At 40.1% G+C, this 17,551-nt stretch carries 19 protein-coding genes and 1 tRNA gene; all 20 read right to left on the bottom strand.

Going from position 1 to position 17,551, the window contains the following annotated elements; translation table 11 throughout:
- Nucleotide 1: 1 nt before the first annotated feature.
- The gene (locus tag GCWU000321_RS00460) at nucleotides 2-364 is read right to left on the bottom strand and encodes a hypothetical protein (protein ID WP_007069090.1); all 363 of its coding nucleotides are present in this window, start codon (nucleotides 362-364) and stop codon (nucleotides 2-4) included.
- Nucleotides 365-444: 80 nt separating this feature from the next.
- Complete coding sequence (locus GCWU000321_RS00455; RefSeq protein WP_156777719.1) at nucleotides 445-2,796, bottom strand: endonuclease MutS2; 2,352 nt, start codon at nucleotides 2,794-2,796, stop codon at nucleotides 445-447.
- Between the two features lie 155 nt (nucleotides 2,797-2,951).
- Entirely contained in the window at nucleotides 2,952-3,455 is a 504-nt protein-coding gene (locus GCWU000321_RS00450) for a cob(I)yrinic acid a,c-diamide adenosyltransferase (RefSeq protein WP_007069088.1), read from the bottom strand.
- A gap of 14 nt (nucleotides 3,456-3,469) precedes the next feature.
- On the bottom strand, nucleotides 3,470-3,886 hold the full coding sequence (gene ndk, locus GCWU000321_RS00445; protein ID WP_007069087.1) for a nucleoside-diphosphate kinase: 417 nt from the start codon (nucleotides 3,884-3,886) through the stop codon (nucleotides 3,470-3,472).
- Nucleotides 3,887-3,899: 13 nt separating this feature from the next.
- Nucleotides 3,900-4,763, bottom strand: a complete 864-nt coding sequence (locus GCWU000321_RS00440; RefSeq protein WP_040381666.1) for a zinc metalloprotease HtpX — start codon at nucleotides 4,761-4,763, stop codon at nucleotides 3,900-3,902.
- 72 nt (nucleotides 4,764-4,835) lie between these two features.
- A tRNA-Pro gene (locus GCWU000321_RS00435) sits at nucleotides 4,836-4,912 on the bottom strand.
- A gap of 33 nt (nucleotides 4,913-4,945) precedes the next feature.
- Nucleotides 4,946-5,884, bottom strand: a complete 939-nt coding sequence (gene thrB, locus GCWU000321_RS00430; RefSeq protein WP_007069085.1) for a homoserine kinase — start codon at nucleotides 5,882-5,884, stop codon at nucleotides 4,946-4,948.
- 1 nt (nucleotide 5,885) lies between these two features.
- The gene (locus GCWU000321_RS00425) at nucleotides 5,886-7,172 is read right to left on the bottom strand and encodes a homoserine dehydrogenase (protein WP_007069084.1); all 1,287 of its coding nucleotides are present in this window, start codon (nucleotides 7,170-7,172) and stop codon (nucleotides 5,886-5,888) included.
- On the bottom strand, nucleotides 7,169-7,624 hold the full coding sequence (locus tag GCWU000321_RS00420) for a hypothetical protein (protein ID WP_007069083.1): 456 nt from the start codon (nucleotides 7,622-7,624) through the stop codon (nucleotides 7,169-7,171). The genes GCWU000321_RS00425 and GCWU000321_RS00420 overlap by 4 nt, the downstream gene beginning before the upstream one ends.
- Nucleotides 7,621-8,496 carry a ChbG/HpnK family deacetylase gene (locus GCWU000321_RS00415; RefSeq protein WP_007069082.1) on the bottom strand — a complete coding sequence of 292 codons (876 nt, stop codon included), beginning with the start codon at nucleotides 8,494-8,496 and terminating at the stop codon, nucleotides 7,621-7,623. Before GCWU000321_RS00415 ends, GCWU000321_RS00420 begins: the two co-directional genes overlap by 4 nt.
- Nucleotides 8,497-8,567: 71 nt before the next feature.
- Nucleotides 8,568-9,338 carry a TrmH family RNA methyltransferase gene (locus GCWU000321_RS00410; RefSeq protein ID WP_420919630.1) on the bottom strand — a complete coding sequence of 257 codons (771 nt, stop codon included), beginning with the start codon at nucleotides 9,336-9,338 and terminating at the stop codon, nucleotides 8,568-8,570.
- 94 nt (nucleotides 9,339-9,432) lie between these two features.
- Nucleotides 9,433-10,422, bottom strand: a complete 990-nt coding sequence (locus GCWU000321_RS00405; RefSeq protein ID WP_007069080.1) for a glycosyltransferase family 9 protein — start codon at nucleotides 10,420-10,422, stop codon at nucleotides 9,433-9,435.
- Nucleotides 10,423-10,430: 8 nt separating this feature from the next.
- Nucleotides 10,431-10,946 (bottom strand): D-glycero-alpha-D-manno-heptose-1,7-bisphosphate 7-phosphatase, encoded by a 516-nt coding sequence (locus GCWU000321_RS00400; protein ID WP_007069079.1) that lies wholly within the window; start codon nucleotides 10,944-10,946, stop codon nucleotides 10,431-10,433.
- Between the two features lie 2 nt (nucleotides 10,947-10,948).
- Nucleotides 10,949-11,524, bottom strand: a complete 576-nt coding sequence (gmhA, locus tag GCWU000321_RS00395) for a D-sedoheptulose 7-phosphate isomerase (protein ID WP_007069078.1) — start codon at nucleotides 11,522-11,524, stop codon at nucleotides 10,949-10,951.
- On the bottom strand, nucleotides 11,511-12,002 hold the full coding sequence (nrdR, locus tag GCWU000321_RS00390) for a transcriptional regulator NrdR (protein WP_022027095.1): 492 nt from the start codon (nucleotides 12,000-12,002) through the stop codon (nucleotides 11,511-11,513). Before nrdR ends, gmhA begins: the two co-directional genes overlap by 14 nt.
- 56 nt (nucleotides 12,003-12,058) lie before the next feature.
- Nucleotides 12,059-13,084: a cell division protein FtsZ gene (ftsZ, locus tag GCWU000321_RS00385; RefSeq protein ID WP_022027096.1), complete on the bottom strand. Its 1,026-nt coding sequence runs from the start codon at nucleotides 13,082-13,084 to the stop codon at nucleotides 12,059-12,061.
- Nucleotides 13,085-13,216: 132 nt separating this feature from the next.
- Nucleotides 13,217-13,873 (bottom strand): cell division protein FtsQ/DivIB, encoded by a 657-nt coding sequence (locus tag GCWU000321_RS00380; protein WP_273011921.1) that lies wholly within the window; start codon nucleotides 13,871-13,873, stop codon nucleotides 13,217-13,219.
- 234 nt (nucleotides 13,874-14,107) lie between these two features.
- Nucleotides 14,108-15,043 (bottom strand): D-alanine--D-alanine ligase family protein, encoded by a 936-nt coding sequence (locus GCWU000321_RS00375; protein WP_007069074.1) that lies wholly within the window; start codon nucleotides 15,041-15,043, stop codon nucleotides 14,108-14,110.
- On the bottom strand, nucleotides 15,027-16,436 hold the full coding sequence (gene murC / locus GCWU000321_RS00370; protein WP_007069073.1) for a UDP-N-acetylmuramate--L-alanine ligase: 1,410 nt from the start codon (nucleotides 16,434-16,436) through the stop codon (nucleotides 15,027-15,029). Before murC ends, GCWU000321_RS00375 begins: the two co-directional genes overlap by 17 nt.
- The gene (gene murG / locus GCWU000321_RS00365; protein ID WP_007069072.1) at nucleotides 16,433-17,548 is read right to left on the bottom strand and encodes an undecaprenyldiphospho-muramoylpentapeptide beta-N-acetylglucosaminyltransferase; all 1,116 of its coding nucleotides are present in this window, start codon (nucleotides 17,546-17,548) and stop codon (nucleotides 16,433-16,435) included. Before murG ends, murC begins: the two co-directional genes overlap by 4 nt.
- Between the last annotated feature and the right edge of the window lie 3 nt (nucleotides 17,549-17,551).

The following is a 17,551-nucleotide window of genomic DNA, read 5'->3' as shown; positions in this document are numbered from 1 at the left end:
GTTATTTATTTTCGTGCCTTATTTTATATTCTTTCAATAGCTGCTGATATGCATATTCATCATATCCATTGGTGGCAAGGATATATTCTTTCAATTTGTTACGGCCTAAAGCGACATTCATAGCTGAAATTTCAAAGGGATCTAAAGAAATTCGAGCCAACTGTTCCCCCGTAGAAGAATATCCAACAACCCCATGTCCTAAAAGATCAAGAAGAGGCTCTTTCTTTACAATTTCACAAAAGCCTTTGAAAAACTTCTCTGCTTCTTTTTCCATCCGTTCCTTTGTTTTTCTATACTCTTCTGCTTTGTCCGCGGGAATTCTATAACCATCTACAATTACAAACTTTTCCGGTAAATTAAACATATTTGCCTGCCCATATTTTTATACAACTTTCCACTGTATTTAAATATATATCTACATAAACATTTGGTCAAGCATATGAATCAATTAAAATATACATCTGTAACGCCTGCTCCTCCATTTTGAGGTTCTGCCATCCGAAAATCAGTTATAAACGGAAGCGTTTTCAAGTAATCATGAATTCCCTTCCGCAAGCTTCCCGTCCCTTTTCCATGAATGATTTGCACAGGGGAAACTCCCGCCATTATACAATCATTTAAAAATTTATCTATTTCAGGAATTGCCTCATATACAGTTTTGCCAATCACATTTACCGATGTACTTACTTCCTCATGTCGTAAATTTGATACATTTTTCTTTTGGTGTGATATTTTTTGTGGAATCATCTTCACCAACTGTTCTGCAGCAAAACAATGGCTTATATCTACACATATATTGGCTACTCCACAGGCAACCGTGATTTTCTTACCAGTTACAGAAATCACCTTTCCATTACTGCCTAACGTATCTATATAAATAATATCTCCCCGTTTGATTTCATTAGCAACAAGCCCCCGCTTCGACCGACTCTCCGGAATCTTCATATTTTCAATGGCACTTCTTGTAGTTCCCACATGTTTCATAAAAGCATCTTTATCGAGACTTGATGCCTTTTTAACATCTCTAATTATTTTTTCAGCCTGAATCCTCAAATTACGTTTTATATCAGAGGATTCTTCCCGCATTTTTGACAGTATGGCATTTTTCTTCAATAAAAACTCCTCCTGCTCCTCCTGCAATTGAGCTTTTACTCTGTCTGACTCTTGCCGAATGATACGGATAGATTCTTTCTCCTGCTCCAATTCTTTTCGCTGCTCATTTAGATGATTCATCACCATCTCCATATTATGAAAAGGTGATCTTTGCTGAAGCCCAACTGCCCGATTCAATATACTCTCCTGCATACCAAGCCGCCGACAGATATTAAATGCGTTGCTGTTTCCGGCAACTCCAATAATCAAATGATAAGTCGGTGATAACGTTTCCTTATCAAATTCAACAAACGCATTTTCAACTTCTGACAATTCATAGGCAAGCTTCTTCATCTCGCTAAAATGTGACGTAATAATAGAGTTCACATTTTTGTTTACCAAATATTCCGTAACCGCCTGTGCCAACATGGCACCTTCAATTGGATCCGTCCCTGCTCCCAATTCATCTAAAAGTACAAGATCCTTTTCATTCACATAAGGTAGAAATGAAACCAACTGCGTAATATAGCTGGAGAAAGTCGATAAATTATATTGAATACTCTGGTCATCACCAATAATCGAATAAATGTGGTTATATACAGGCATCATTGAGCCTTCTGCAGCAGGGATAAATAAACCTGATTGATTCATCAATGCCAATATGCCCACCGTTTTGATAGCAATTGTTTTCCCGCCGGCATTGGAACCTGTTATGACAAGTATTTTGAAAGCTTTCCCTAATGTAAGCGAAATAGGAACAACTCTATCCGCAGGAATCAATGGATGTCTCGCGTCCTTTAAATCCAATATACCGGCAGCTGAGAAAGTCGCCCGAACTCCATTCATGGCAAGCGCCAATTGTCCCCGCGCAAAGATAAACTCCATATCCGAAACAATATGGCAATCTTTTCGAATAACTGCACTATTATTTTTGATCTGCCGTGTAAGCTCCCTCAGAACCTCCATCACTTCTTGCTTTTCTGCCAGTATCAGCTCAATAAGATCATTATTCAGACGCACGGAAATCATCGGCTCCATAAAGAGTGTTTGCCCGGTAGAGGAACGATCGTGAACGATTCCATCAAATTTATATCGATACTCTTCTTTGACAGGCACTACATACCGCCCGTTGCGCTGTGTAATAATCGCATCCTGCAGGTATAATGCGGTATCTTTATCATGCAGTATCTGCCTGAAAGATTTCCGTATCCTGCTTTTAACTGTTTCTATATCTCCTCTGATACGGGACAGCTTCATAGATGCCTTATCCCGTATATCGCCTTTATCATCAAAAACCTGCCGGATTCTGTTGAGCAAACCATCCAAGGGAAGGATTAAAGACGCTTTTTCTTCCAAAATCGGATAGCGTAAATGTCTTTCCCCACTAAAATACTCATGCATCTTTTGATAGGTTTCAAGCGATGAAGAAATTTCCATAAACTCTCCAGCAAGAAGTATCATTTCTTTCTCCGCCCTATCTATAAATGGAATGATGTCATAGGCCTCTCCCAAGGGTGATGATATCTCTTTTTGCAAACAAATTGAAGCCTCTTCCGTTTCCTGCAGATGTTCTGCAATTATCCGTGGTTCCGAAGACGGCTGCAGATCCATAGCTTTTGCTTTTGATAAAGAAGAAGGGCATAATTGGGCAAGCATACGCCTGATTTCATTAAATTCAAGAATCTGCAATATATCTTGTTCCATCCTGTAACACTCCAAAATATTAACAAAATTCATTCGTATTATAATATCCATTAAATATCTTCTGTTCCGAATATAAATTTTAATGAAAAACATAAGAGGAGATACCCATCAATCCGAATATCTCCTCTTAGTTTAGCATATTTATCGAATAACTTTTACTTCACTTCTGTTTCATAACGGGACAAAGTAAAGCATAAATCAGAAAGCCGATTAAGATAGCGAATCCCCGATTCATGAACCTCTTCCGTTTCAGAAAGTCTCCACATACTCCGCTCAGCACGACGGACTACGGCACGGGCTACATCAAGAAACGCGGCCCCCTGTGTTTCTCCGGGAACCAAAAAATGATCCAAAGGTTCTAATTCTTCCGTATACTTATCAATAGTCTGCTCTAAGTCTTTCACATGATCACTGCCAATATTAGGTTCTTTCCCAAGACTGGCAACATCCGCCATCAGCAGCCAAAGATCTTTCTGAATCTTAAAAATGGTTTCTTTTACATTCTGATGAACAACAAAAGCACGAGCGCTTCCTAAGACAGAGTCTACCTCATCAATTGTGCCATACGTTTCAACGCGAAGACTTCCTTTGGACACACGTTCCCCGGTATATAGACTGGTTTGTCCTCTATCCCCGGTACGAGTATAAACTTTTGCCATAACAGCCCTCCCTGCTAATTTAATTCAGGGAACCACAGAGCAATTTCCCTTGCTGCAGTTTCCGGAGCATCAGATGCATGAACAACGTTTTCATCAATAGAAGTGGCAAAATCACCACGGATAGACCCCGGGACTGCCTTAATAGGATCTGTTGCGCCATTAATCTGACGGACGGCTGCTACTGCATTTTCCCCTTCAATAACCATTGCCAATACAGGTCCGGATGTAATAAAAGAAATCAGATCATTGAAGAAGCCTTTTCCTGCATGTTCTGCATAGTGTTTTTTCGCTAATTCTTCCGGAACCTGTATCATTTTTACGGAATGAAGAATGAGTCCCTTTCTCTCAAAACGAGAAATTACTTCACCGCAAATGTGTTTTTTTACACCATCCGGTTTCACCAATACAAGAGTTTTCTCTACATTAGCCATACTATTATCCTCCTTAGAATAAATTCTTTTGGGCTGCTATTTCATGCAGCTTTTTAACACGCTCCTCTGTAGAAGGATGCGTAGAAAACAATGTTGCATAACCGCCAACAGCCGCAAGCGGATTGATAATAAATAATCCAGAGGAAGCCGGTTTTGCATAAGGCATAACTTTTTGACGTGAATAACTGTCCAATTTCTGTAATGCACGGGCAAGCGCTAAAGGCTTACCGCTTATTTCTGCCCCGGAAGCATCTGCCATAAATTCTCGTGACCTCGATAATGCCATTTGAACCAGTGATGCAGCTAAAGGAGCGATAATAATGGTAGCAATCAACGCAAATGGATTATTACTTCTTCCTTCGCTGTCACGTCCACTTCCAAATATAGCGGCCCATTGTGCGGCTTGCGCAAGATAACTGATAGCAGTCGCAAAGGTAGCTGCCAGGGTCATAATAAGTGTATCATGATGACGGATATGGGACAATTCATGACCGATTACACCCGCAATTTCATCTCTGTCAAGCAACGATATTAATCCCTCTGTCACAGCCACAGCGGCATGATTTTCATTCCGGCCGGTAGCAAAAGCATTCGGAATTTCTGTGGGAATAATATACAATCGCGGCATAGGGATTCCCGCATTTCTTGATAATCCTTTTACCAGTGAAAATAATTCCGGCACTTGATTCTCCGACAACTCTTTTGCATTATATGCTTTCAGCACTATTTTATCAGAATTCCAATAACTGTAAAAATTTAAAATGAGAGCAATGATAAACATCATTGTCGCCCCATTTTGCCCGCCCACATATCCGCCAGCTGATACCAGAATCAAACCGAGCAGTGTCATAAGCATGACTGATTTTACTCTATTCAACATAAAACCTCGCTTTATAACAAATACTTATTCAAAAAAGCTTATTTTTAGAATAATATCATGCAATAAAAATGGTCGGAACGACATGATTCGAACATGCGACCTCTACCACCCCAAGGTAGCGCTCTACCAAACTGAGCTACGTCCCGACATTTACTACGTTATATACAATACACATGTTATCAGTAATTGTCAAGCTGTATTAGCCGTACGCCCTCTTGATCAAAATCCAAAACCATAAATTTTGATTTTACATGATGCAGCTTGAATCCGTCTACCATCGCAGCACCAATTTCATATGCTTTCTCCGCTGAAGAGAAAGCAATAATCGTCGGACCGGATCCGCTTATTGTTACACCGTAACATCCTTTTTTATCAGCATTTTTCATCGCCTCTTCAGCCCCACTGATTAATGGCAAACGATAAGGTACATGGATACGATCCGCCAATCCTACCTTCAGTAATTCACCTCTCCGCATCATAACAGCTGCCATTAAAAAGGAAACCGCCCCTATGTTTTGCACTAAGTCCTCTCTGGAATAAGTATCCGGCAATGCACACCGTGCATCTTCTGTTCTAAGTTCAAAATCGGGAACAGCAACGACCGCCTTCCAAGTGTCCGGGATTTTCCACTGCTCCGTAAGAACAAATTTATCTTTAACAATGGAGAAACAAAATCCACCAAAAATAGCAGGAGCAACATTATCAGGATGACCTTCCAATTCAGTAACGATATTTAAGATTTCATGTCTGTTTAATACGTTTCCGCACAATTGGTTGGCAAGATACGCGCCGGAAACAAGTGCTGCAGAACTGCTTCCCATTCCTCGTGCCAAAGGAATTTGATTAATAAGCTTCAGTTCACCGCCGGGAATTTCCTTTCCTACTTTTCCCGCCACTGCCTGCATGGCCTGTAAAACCATATTATCAGCACCATGTTTAATCTTGCCGGCACCTTCTCCTTGAATATCAATATGAGACTTCATAAGTGATAACTCATTTACAGGCGTAAAATAAGCTTCGTTATATAATCCAAGCGCCATTCCCAGCGTATCAAATCCGCTTCCTATATTGGCCGTAGTTGCAGGGACACGCACACCGTATTTCTTATGTATTTTCATCTCACATAACCCTTATCACATTAGCAACCTTACGCATACAAGGAAGTACCTGGAGAGCTTTCTCCACCTGCAATATGCTTTCCCGGCTCGCCAGTTCCGTAATAAGCACCAACTCCGCCAAACCTTTTGTTTTTCGTTTTTGGACGACTTCGCAAATACTGATGTCATTTTCTGCGAAAGCCGCCGCAATTTGAGAAAGCACACCGGTAACATCATCAACATCTAAACGAAAATAATATGAATTTTGAAGTTTTAATGATGAATAAAATGGAATTCTTTTTGTATCAGTCATTATCATGCCGGTTCCTGTTGATCCATTCAATATATGCTGTGCCGTGCTGATAACATCCCCCATCACTGCACTTGCCGTAGGTAATGCGCCGGCTCCTCTGCCATAAAACATAACATCATCAACAATATTTCCAGTTACATAAATCGCATTATATGCCCCCTTTACTGAAGACAATGGATGATTATCGGGCAAAAAGGCCGGATAAACGTTTAGTGCAATCCCATTTTCCTGTCTGAGCGCAACCGTTAAAAGTTTAATTGTATATCCCATATCTTTCGCATATTGAATATCACTTTTATCTATCTTTTCAATGCCTTCCACCAAAACATCATCAAAGGTTACATTAGCTCTAAATCCAATAGAGGATAAAATAGCAAGTTTTCTGGCCGCATCAAAACCACACACATCATTTGTCGGATCAGCCTCGGCAAATCCTTGTTTTTTTGCATCTGCCAATGCGTTTGCATAGTTGACACCGGTTTCTGTCATCTGTGACAATATATAATTTGTTGTTCCATTCAATATGCCCACGATACTTTCAATCTGATTTGCTGCAAGTGACTGATGGAGTGGCATCAAAATAGGAATTCCTCCGCCGACACTCGCCTCACAACTGAAATTTACATGGTTCTCAATCGCCTTATGGATAATATCCGGGCCATATAAAGCTACTAAATCCTTATTTGCGCTGACGACGCTCAATCCATGCTCCAATGCACTGAAAATATACTCCTTGGCTGGGGTAATCCCTCCCATCACTTCAACAATGATATCCAGGGATTCATCTTCTATTATCTCCGAAAAGTTATCGGTTAAATGAATATCTTTCAATACGGGAAATTTAGTATATTTGTTTACCTCTCGAACCAGAACATATTTTATCAATAAATGCACGCCCAGCCGCTCTTTGATAATGTCGGAATTTCTCTTAATCGTTTCTGCCACACCGCTTCCAACCGTACCAAATCCGAGTAAAGCGATATTTATATTTTTCATCGGCTACCTTCCTCTTCTGAAACGACGATTCGTATGATCCCCTTAATCCTGCGAATACTTTCTGCCAATAAATTTATATCCGCCAGGGTCATCTTTGTCTTAAATGAAATTATAGTCGGAACATTTTCGCCAAAAGCTACCCCGCTATTTATGGATAGCACATCATTATTTTCCTTTTTTATTTTTCTCATTATTTTATTTAAAAGAGAAAAATCATTTTGCATCATTATAAAGTATGTGATACTGCGTTCTTTAACGGCTCCCGTTACCGGTTCCACATGATCTTTATATTTATAATAAGCACTCCTGCTTATATTCATCGCAGATAATGCTTCATTTATTGTCTTCACCCTTCCATTTTTCAAAGATTCTTTAATGCGAATTGTTTTTTTTATTGCTTCCGGTAATACTTGAAAATCCACCAAATAAAACTGCTTTTCATTATTTTTCATTTTGCAGAAATCCCTTCTATTGCCACATCCCGATAAGATATTAAATCAATACTCTCTTCATCAATCTTTTCCTTTACCGTTGTCGATAATAATGCCTGTAGTTCCGATTCCCCATGATATCCCCACCGAAATTGCCTATCCATTTCCTGTTCATTCGATGAAGGATGGCACATAATCTCTGTAACGCCAGACTTAACCCTGCTCAATAAATTGATTATTCTATCTTCCGTCAAATGTCCCCCGTAGAGCATTCCGTAAAAATAATCATTCGTTTTCACATTCATCTGCTTTAATACACTTCTATGCCTTCGGGCAATAAAGGCCAATCCGGTTCCTGCCATTGATCGTAAAATATTTTTTGCGCTTATATCAAAAAAAAAGCTTTCATCAGGTACTCTCATACATGGAATTTTATATTTCTTCCCTAATGCAAGGGCAATAGGAAAAAATTTATTCCACATATGAAGATGTTGATGCCCATCAATGTGCGTAATCGAAATTCCTGCATCAAGAACCTTACGGATTTGTGCATCCCACTCCCTGTAAACGTCATCAAGACTAATAAGGCCTTTCATATCTCGGAGAATTAATTCTAAATAATCTTTACAAAGGACTCCTTTCTCCCAAGTTAGCGTCGGAACTTCTTCAGCAGGTAAAACTGTTGTCAGTGTTCCTACCAAGGTTAGATGGATTCCTATCCCAATATTTCCCATTTCGCGAGATAGCCTCACCGCTGAGGAAAAAGCATCCCCACCTGCCATAATCGAAGTACTGGTTAAAATCCCTGACTCAAAACCTCTATAAACAGCAAGATTCACAGCCTCATGTATCCCAAAATCATCGGCATTAATTATCAGCTGTTTTTTCATCATCTTTCCTTTCAATCGTACACACTATAATCAAGCATTTTTGAATTAATATGTCCAAACTCTACTAAATACTATTAATTATTAAATTCATTATCATCTAAATAATAGAATAAAATGATTGCCGCTGTCGAAGAAACATTTAATGATTCCACAGTACCTGCCATAGGGATAAACACATTCCAATCCGTCAAGTCTAATATTTCCGGACTTATTCCACTTCCTTCATTTCCAAAGATAAAAACCCCCTCTGTCACAAACTTGGCATGGCGATAATTTTGGGAAGCACTAAGTGATGTTCCAATAAAAGGAACCTTCGAAAAAGATTTAATTTCTTTTAAAAATTCTATGTCCAAATCATGATATATCGGAAGTCTAAGAATACTGCCCATAGAACTCCTTACCACTTTCTCCGAATATGGATCTGCACTCCCCTTTGTCAAAAGAACTCCACTACACCCAGCCGCGGCGGCCGTCCTGATAATCGCCCCAACATTTCCGGGATCCTGGACTGTATCCAACAAAACATATTTACCATGCAAACCATTTAATAACTGGGGATAATCCATAACATATGGCTGTTTCACCAATAAGATGATTCCCTGTCCATTTTCTGTACCCGAAATTAAACGCATCAGCGGTTCTTCAACTTCACAAAATAGCCAGTGCAGATTTTCCCCCCGTTCAAAAATGTGCTGCACTGATCCATTCTCTGCTCTTTCCGACTGAACCAGGCATACAATATCACTTATCTCTTGATTCTGAACATCTTCCGCATTACGGAGCCCCTCCATCAGAAACATTTTATTCTTATCCCTGTACTTTTTTTGTTTGAGACGGATTGCCAATCTGATCCAGCGGTTGTTTTTGCTTGTGATATGCTCCAACCAAATTTCTCCTTATACATCACTTGTTTCTCCAACAATCTGATGCACAAACAATTCACAACGATAGTTTTTTCATACATGAATCATAAACAGCCTCTACTGAAATTGTACCCATATTTGTAACTCCATGGCCGGGATTTTCCGCTAAAAGAACCTCACTATAACGATTTCCATAGGGACCGTTTCGATAAGGAGGCGTGGGGCCAAATAACGCAATAATAGGAGTTCCAACAGCATTGGCAATATGGAGCGGTCCTGTGTCCGATGATACATGGACAGCAGCCATCTTTTCCAATGCTATCAATTCCAATAAATTTGTTTTACCCATGAAATCTACTACATATTTCGACTGTGCTATCCTGCGGATTTCATCTGCCATAGGCCTTTCACCCACAGTTCCGGATATAATACAGAAAATTCCCTTCTTGGCCAATCGTTTTGCCAGCTCTCCCCAATATCCAATGGGCCACTTTTTATTTTCACCTCTTGTTCCAGGCACAAGAAGTACATATTTCCCAATTACACCTGCCTCAGAAAGCTTTTTTCTCACAACTGACAATTCATTTTTGTAGTCATGGAGCGGGAAATGGATTCCGCTTCCCTGCCATCCCAAGTAACGTATTACATCTAAAAGCTGTTCAATGATATGCCCATTTTTATATTTGCCGGAAATGGCACGGCTAAATAATCCACTGCATTCCCGTGCATCATTATAGCCAATCCGTTCATGACAGCCCGTTAGAAATGAAATTAATTCGCTCTTCGCAATCATTTGCAAATCAATCACAAGATCAAACTGTTTTTTATGCAAATCCTTCCTTACCTGGAGCAAATAATTTATTTTCTTTATTCGTTTTCGATCAATAACATATACATTGTCGATCCACGGTTTTCCCGGAAGTATCTTCGCAAAACTTTCATGTATCGCCCAGGTAATGCACGCATCTGGAAAGAGCTCCCTTAAAGCATAAAGTGAAGGCAATGCATGAATTATATCCCCCAATGAGCTCATTTTAATAACCAGTATATTTTTGTAATCTTTCATCTATCTAGTTATCCTTTTTCCCGAAAAATATTTTTCAGAAAAAGATTTAAATTATCCCCTTCAAATAAAAAACCTTTTATACCCGCACGGGCTGCTGCTTCTATATCTCTTCTGCTATCACCGACCAAAAATGTGTTTTCTTTAATCAACCCATACTTGTTAATCGCCTGTAAAATCATCCCCGGCTTAGGTTTCCTGCAGTTACAGTCCATGTTATAGCGGGAAATTTCTGCACCATTCAGATGTGGGCAAAAAAAGAATTCAGTAATATTTCCACCATATTTCCTAAATTCTTTATTCATTTGTTTATGCAGTTTCATCACATCTTTTTCCGTATAGAAACCACGCGCCACACCGCTTTGATTGGTAACAACAAACAAAAGCCATCCCTCTTCCGTTAACCGGGCAACCGCTTCTCTCGCACCATCAATCCAGCGGATATTTTCATATCGGTATACATATCCGGAATCAATATTAAGAACACCATCCCGATCAAAAAGTATCGCCTTTTTCCCAATACGCATTATTATTTACCCCAATCAAGGTCATCAATCAACTGACAAATGATATGGGCACATAATATATGCATTTCTTGAATTCTCGCCGTACTATCACTGGGAATCACAAGTGCAACATCACAAGTATCAACCATCTCCCCTCCAGTCTTACCAGTTGAGGCAATAGTTATCATCCTCTTGTTTTTAGCCTCTATAATCGCTTTATTCACATTTTCGCTATTTCCGCTGGTGGATATCCCCCAGAATACATCTCCAGCGCGCCCAAGTCCTTGTACCTGCCGGGAAAAAACTTGGGAATAGTTATAGTCATTTGCGATAGATGTCAAGATAGATGTATCTGTACTAAGGGCAATTGCAGGAAGCGCCCGCCGCTCGTTATGAAACCTTCCAATAAACTCCGCAGCAATATGCTGCGCGTCAGCAGCGCTGCCGCCATTACCACAGATAAGAATCTTATGTCCGGTTATCATTGCATCTTGACATATTTCAGCCATTTGGCGAATTACAGGGAAAAGTTTTTTCGTTGCCAATAAAGTTTCTTCGTGAGCATTAAAACACGTTTCTATCGTATTAATTTTGATCATTTTTACTATCGGTTCCTTCTGTTTTACCATTTTTCATTAGCGTTTCGAGTTCGCTCATGAAACTGCTTAAATCTTTAAACTCCCTATATACCGATGCAAAGCGGACATAGGCAACCTGATCCAATTTACGCAGTTCTTCCATGATAAGATTACCGATAACTTCAGTAGGAACCTCCTGTTTCAATTCATTTCTGACAGTTCGTTCTACAGAATTAACGATTTCTTCGATCTGACGGGATGAAATATTTCTTTTTTCACAAGCTCTGACAAGGCCATTTCTCAACTTATTCCTATCAAACATTTCACGGGATCCGTTCTTCTTCACTACGCGTAATGGTGCTTGTTCAACAGTTTCATAGGTTGTAAACCGACGATTACAAGATAAACACTGCCTCCTTCTGCGAATAGACGCACCATCATCTGTATCACGTGAATCAGTCACTTTTGTATCAAGACTGCTGCAAAAAGGACATCTCATAACATTCTCCTTACAAAAAAAGCCACACTGCGATTGCGGTGTGGCCCTGCTTACTATCATTTTTTCAAAAATTCAGGAACCGCAATACCGGGTGTATGAATGCTGCCTCTAAACGTACTGGTTCCTGCCGCAGTTTTTGCTCTTTCTTCAAATCCTGTTGCAATAACCGTAATTTTAACGGTATCATTATCAAGTGTCGAATCGACAGATGTTCCCCAAATAATATTTGCATCAGGGTCGGCGGCTTCCGTTATAATCTGAGACGCCTCATTGATTTCAAAAAGCCCGAGATCTTCATTTCCCGTGATATTGATAATAATACCTTTGGCACCGTCAATGCTACGTTCTAATAACGGACTGTTAATAGCCATGGTTGCCGCATCGCTTGCACGATTATCACCTGTCCCCATGCCAATTCCCATCAGTGCTTCACCTTGATCACTCATAATCGTCCTGACATCTGCAAAGTCAAGATTAATAACCCCGGGGACAGTAATCAGATCAGAAATCCCCTGAATCCCCTGACGAAGCACTTCATCAGCCGTTTTAAATGCATCTCTCAATGGTGTTTTTTTATCAAAAATCTGAAGTAATTTATCATTAGAAACAACCAAAATGGCATCTACATTTCCCTTTAACTTCTCAATGCCCTCCAGTGCATTTTTCATACGAACCTTACCTTCAAAACTAAACGGTTTTGTAACTACGGCAATGGTTAATGCGCCAAGTTCCCTGGCACAAAGAGCTGCTACAGGAGCCGCACCGGTTCCTGTGCCCCCCCCCATTCCTCCGGTAACGAATACCATATCGGCACCACTAAGGGCTTTTGATAAATCTTCACGCGACTCTTCTGCGGCCTGTTCACCAACAATAGGTTTAGCGCCTGCCCCCAGACCGCGTGTCAGCTTCTCGCCAATCTGTATCTTTGTCGGTGCATTGGACTGATTCAACACTTGAAGCTCCGTATTTACAGCAATAAATTCTACACCGGATATATTTGCCTCAATCATGCGGTTAACGGCATTATTTCCACCGCCACCTACACCGATGACTTTAATTTTTGCGATTTCAGAATCTCCCATTTTCGCTCCTCCTTCTGGTACTTGCGATATACTACAATTATGTTCAATTTGTTTCATAATAATATATTTTATATTCTACAATACTTTGAAAAGATTCGCCATATATATTGTATATGTTCCCAAAATATTACACTACCTTTTCAATTTAATAAAGGGTGCTGCCAAATTGGCATCCAGATACTCAACAGACAATCCTCTCGCCTTGACATCGTTCACCATACTTTCCGCAAGCGCCGCCTTTTTTTCCATATCCGTTCCATTCTTTAAATGGACGGATATCCCACCTCTTGTATAGGCCATCAGATTATCCGTATTTCCCACATTCACTTCCGAAAATATTTTGATGCCGTCTTCAGTAAGCCCGTTAATGAATTCTAATGCTGTATGGATTTGTGCATCATCGAGTTTATCCCCAAGAAGGACATTTCCCAATTTCTTTCCTGTTATCATTGGAAAAACCATTCCTTTAATAGACGGTTCTGTTTGAACGACTGTTCCTTCTTTATCCAGAAATATGTAGGCATATTCCCCCTGCATGACAGCCACTACTTTTCTATCCGTAATCTCCACAGAAATGGTGAAAGGCGAGCTCCTCTTCACCCTAACGGTTTGAATTCGAATATCATGGGTAAGCCGTTCCTCTAGATTAGTTGTGCTAATTTGCAATATATTAATCGGTGTGGAAACATTTCCCTCAAACAGGACATCTTCCAACGTGATGCTCCGTGTTCCCGAGATCTGGATTTGCCCAAAGGGTATCGGAAATAATAGCAGTGTTAAAAATATCATAAAAAATAACGCAAACACTGACATGGCATACATTCTAATTTTTCCGGCTCCATAAAAGGATACTGGATGCCTGCCGTTTCTATGAGGTTTCTCTTTTAACAGCACTCGGCCATCATCATAAACTTCCTCAACCCTCTCTTGAACAGATGGGGTGTCATTTTTTATGTGCTGCTTCTTTGGGAACTTCTTAAAAGCTTTCTTTTCACCCATGATTCTAAACCACCTTGACACGTATTATACTTTACCAACACCAGCTTTCAGCAAAATATTTTCGCACAAAGACGGAAAATCCATACCGATTGCCGCAGCAGCCTTAGGTACAAGACTTGTCTCCGTCATTCCCGGAATAGAATTCGCTTCAAGCAGAAAAGGCGTTCCTCTTTTATCGGTGCGAAAATCAAATCTGACCACCCCGCTGCACTCTGCAGCCTCATATCCTAAAATCGCCATACGAGTCATTTCATCAGCCGCGGCTCCCGGCAATGGTGCAGGTACTATATAATCGGTTGCACCACTCGTATATTTAGAGTGAAAATCATATTGTCCTGAATGAGGGCATATCTGAATAATCGGCAAAGCTTTACCATTCAGGACCGCTATGGTAAATTCCTTTCCATCTAAATAAGCTTCTGCCAAAATTCTGGATTCAATGGCAAACACTCTTTTTAATGCCTCTTTTAATTTCTCTTTTTCATAAACAATTTCGAGCCCAATCGTAGATCCCTCACATGCCGGTTTCAACACAACTGGAAACTTAAAATTCTTTTCAATGGATTCCGCCACGGTATCAATTCCGTTTTTTAAATAATACGGTTTTGAAAAAGCCATCCGGACACCGGCATCTTTAAAAACTCTACTGCTGATAATCTTATCCATCGTAATAGCACTTGAGGAAACTCCCGATCCTGTATACGGAATCTTGCTTAACTCAAGTATACTTTGAATTGTTCCATCTTCCCCATATTTCCCATGAAGTGCAATAAAAACAACTTCCGCCCCGACTGCTTTAAGCTGTTTAAGGACACAAGACGGATTATATTCAACTTTTACCGCATGGTACCCCAAAGACAACAGCGCCTGAAGAATAGCCGTTCCTGTTTTCCTGGATATATCCGCCTCACGAGATACGCCTCCCATTAAAACAGCTACTGTATTATTTTTTGTAATCACTGGATAACCCCTTTCCTTTCATAAGATTCGCAAGCATTTCGCCTGCCATATATATATTCCCTGCGCCCATAGTAATCAGCATATCATCAGGTTTGATGACCTTATAAAGCTCTTTGGGCAAATCTTCTACATTCTTCACGTAATTAATTGGTTTATCCGGGAACCGCCTTTTCACAAGATTTGGAATCAATGTTCCATCTATTCCCTGAATAGGGGATTCACCGGCTGCATAAATATCAGTAAAAAACAAGACATCAGCATCAATAAATGCTTCTGAAAACTCTTCTTGCAGCAATTTTGTCCGAGAGTATCGATGTGGCTGAAATGCACAAATAACTCGATGCCTTCCCATCTCTTTGGCTGCTTTTAACGTTGCTGCTATTTCAGTCGGATGATGGGCATAATCATCTACGATCCAAACCCCATGCTCTTTCATTTTTGTCTGAAACCGACGCTTAACGCCGGAAAACACTGATAACGCTTTTACACTTGTTTCAAAAGAAATTCCACAATATAATGCTACCACAATGGCTCCCAAAGCATCTCTGACATTATGAATCCCTGGAATCTGCAAAGATACCGTTCCAAGTTTTTCTTTATAGTGATACACATCAAACAGCATATTCTGCTTTTTATATCTTTTATTCACCGCACGATATTCAGCAGAATCATTTATGCCAAAAGAAATAACCTTTTTCTTTATTTGCGGCAGTATAGCCTGTACACCTTCACTATCGATACAAACAATTGCTCCCCCATCTTTATAAGTAACATGGTTAAGAAACTCAACAAAGGCCTTTCTTATATTTTCTACTGTCCCATAGTGGTCTAAATGATCATCCTCTATATTAGTTACTACAGAAAGAAACGTAGCGAATTTTAAAAAGGAGCCATCACTTTCATCAGCTTCCGCGATGATATGTTCACCATGTCCCAAACATGAGTTTCCTTTAAGATAATCCGTGAATCCGCCTAAAACAATTGTAGGATCCATCTTTGCCACATGAAAAATCTGCCCGATCATTGCTGACGTGGTTGATTTTCCATGTGCACCGGCTACTGCAATGCCTTTTCCCCATTTGAAAATGGCCGCCAATACATCAGATCGATGGAAAATCGGCAGGTCTCTACTTTTGGCCTCCTGCAGCTCAGGATTATCCATGCCAATGGCTGAAGAAACTACCAGTACATCCGCATTGTTTATATTTTCCCGCTTATGCCCAATAAAGACGGCAGCTCCTTTATTCCTAAGTTCCTGTAAAACAGCTGAATCCGACACATCAGAACCAGAAACAGTAATACCTTTTTCAATTAAGATTCTGGCAAGCGCACACATTCCCACACCGCCAAGCCCAACAAAATGAAACGCATGATAATTTTCCAATTCCATCATTTCTTATTCTCCGTCATTTCAAGCGCCAATTGCGCAATATCTGCCCCTGCATAGATCTTTTTAATCTTTTTTGTTGCTTCAGACATCCGTTCCAAGGTTTCAGGCTGGTGTCTGAAATCATTAATATCCTGAATAAGTTCCTTTTCAGTCACATACTTATCCGCAATCATTTTTGCAGCCTCAGCTTTAACAAAAACTCTTGCATTGAATGTCTGATGATCTCCTGACGCGTAGGGATATGGTATCAGAATAGAAGGGAGTTCCCGTGCAGCAAGTTCCGCAAGACTCACTGCCCCCGCCCTGCAGATAATTAGATCCGCAGCTGCTAATACCGCCGGCATATCATACTCATACTTAATAATCCGACTGCCTTCCCCAAAGGACTTACCGTCTGTAAGTCCTAACTCTCGAACAATTTTATCGTATTCAAGATTCCCTGTTATGTGATAAAGACAGATTCCTTTATCTCCCTTAAAATGTTCATGTACACTAATCATTGCACGATTAATCGTTCTTGCACCACGGCTGCCGCCGGTAATTACTACCATAAACACTTCAGGTGATATCCCTAGTTTTCTCCTGGATTCCGCCCGTTGTGCAGATACTACATCCGGCCTAATCGGATTCCCCGTATAAATACATTTTTCCGGTTTGGGAAAGCGTATTCTCGCTTCTTCGTAGCCTAAGGCAACCTTATCAACCACTCGATTTAAAATTTTATTTGTAATACCGGGAATCACATTTTGCTCTTGGATAAGAGTCGGAATACGGCTCAATGCTGCAGCCATTAAAATAGGTCCGCACACATATCCGCCCGTTCCAATCACAATATCAGGTTTAAACTTATTCAAAACAGCTTTTGCTTTAAATAAACTATGTATTGCCTGCATTAAAATTTTTATATTATCAAATGTGATTTTCCTTTTTAATCCCGAAACCGGAATTGATGCAAAAGCAAATCCCTCTTCCGGAATAATTTTAGACTCCATCCCATCCGGAGTTCCGATAAATAAAATCTCTGCTTCTTCTATTTTTAGAATCTCGCGGGCAATCGTAATTGCCGGATAAATATGTCCACCTGTTCCGCCTCCGGATAAAATAATACGTTTCATCTA

It is taken from the genome of Dialister invisus DSM 15470 (assembly GCF_000160055.1).
Classification (GTDB): Bacteria; Bacillota; Negativicutes; order Veillonellales; family Dialisteraceae; genus Dialister; species Dialister invisus.
This window is presented reverse-complemented; position numbering and strand designations above follow the sequence as displayed.

Bases quoted from the DNA above. Each gene is read 5' to 3' on its own strand.
- GCWU000321_RS00460 (WP_007069090.1), bottom strand. From the start codon at position 364: ATGTTTAATTTACCGGAAAAGTTTGTAATTGTAGATGGTTATAGAATT.
- GCWU000321_RS00455 (WP_156777719.1), bottom strand. From the start codon at position 2,796: ATGGAACAAGATATATTGCAGATTCTTGAATTTAATGAAATCAGGCGT.
- GCWU000321_RS00450 (WP_007069088.1), bottom strand. From the start codon at position 3,455: ATGGCAAAAGTTTATACTCGTACCGGGGATAGAGGACAAACCAGTCTA.
- ndk (WP_007069087.1), bottom strand. From the start codon at position 3,886: ATGGCTAATGTAGAGAAAACTCTTGTATTGGTGAAACCGGATGGTGTA.
- thrB (WP_007069085.1), bottom strand. From the start codon at position 5,884: ATGAAAATACATAAGAAATACGGTGTGCGTGTCCCTGCAACTACGGCC.
- GCWU000321_RS00425 (WP_007069084.1), bottom strand. From the start codon at position 7,172: ATGAAAAATATAAATATCGCTTTACTCGGATTTGGTACGGTTGGAAGC.
- GCWU000321_RS00420 (WP_007069083.1), bottom strand. From the start codon at position 7,624: ATGAAAAATAATGAAAAGCAGTTTTATTTGGTGGATTTTCAAGTATTA.
- GCWU000321_RS00415 (WP_007069082.1), bottom strand. From the start codon at position 8,496: ATGATGAAAAAACAGCTGATAATTAATGCCGATGATTTTGGGATACAT.
- GCWU000321_RS00405 (WP_007069080.1), bottom strand. From the start codon at position 10,422: ATGAAAGATTACAAAAATATACTGGTTATTAAAATGAGCTCATTGGGG.
- GCWU000321_RS00400 (WP_007069079.1), bottom strand. From the start codon at position 10,946: ATGCGTATTGGGAAAAAGGCGATACTTTTTGATCGGGATGGTGTTCTT.
- gmhA (WP_007069078.1), bottom strand. From the start codon at position 11,524: ATGATCAAAATTAATACGATAGAAACGTGTTTTAATGCTCACGAAGAA.
- nrdR (WP_022027095.1), bottom strand. From the start codon at position 12,002: ATGAGATGTCCTTTTTGCAGCAGTCTTGATACAAAAGTGACTGATTCA.
- ftsZ (WP_022027096.1), bottom strand. From the start codon at position 13,084: ATGGGAGATTCTGAAATCGCAAAAATTAAAGTCATCGGTGTAGGTGGC.
- GCWU000321_RS00380 (WP_273011921.1), bottom strand. From the start codon at position 13,873: ATGATATTTTTAACACTGCTATTATTTCCGATACCCTTTGGGCAAATC.
- murC (WP_007069073.1), bottom strand. From the start codon at position 16,436: ATGATGGAATTGGAAAATTATCATGCGTTTCATTTTGTTGGGCTTGGC.
- murG (WP_007069072.1), bottom strand. From the start codon at position 17,548: ATGAAACGTATTATTTTATCCGGAGGCGGAACAGGTGGACATATTTAT.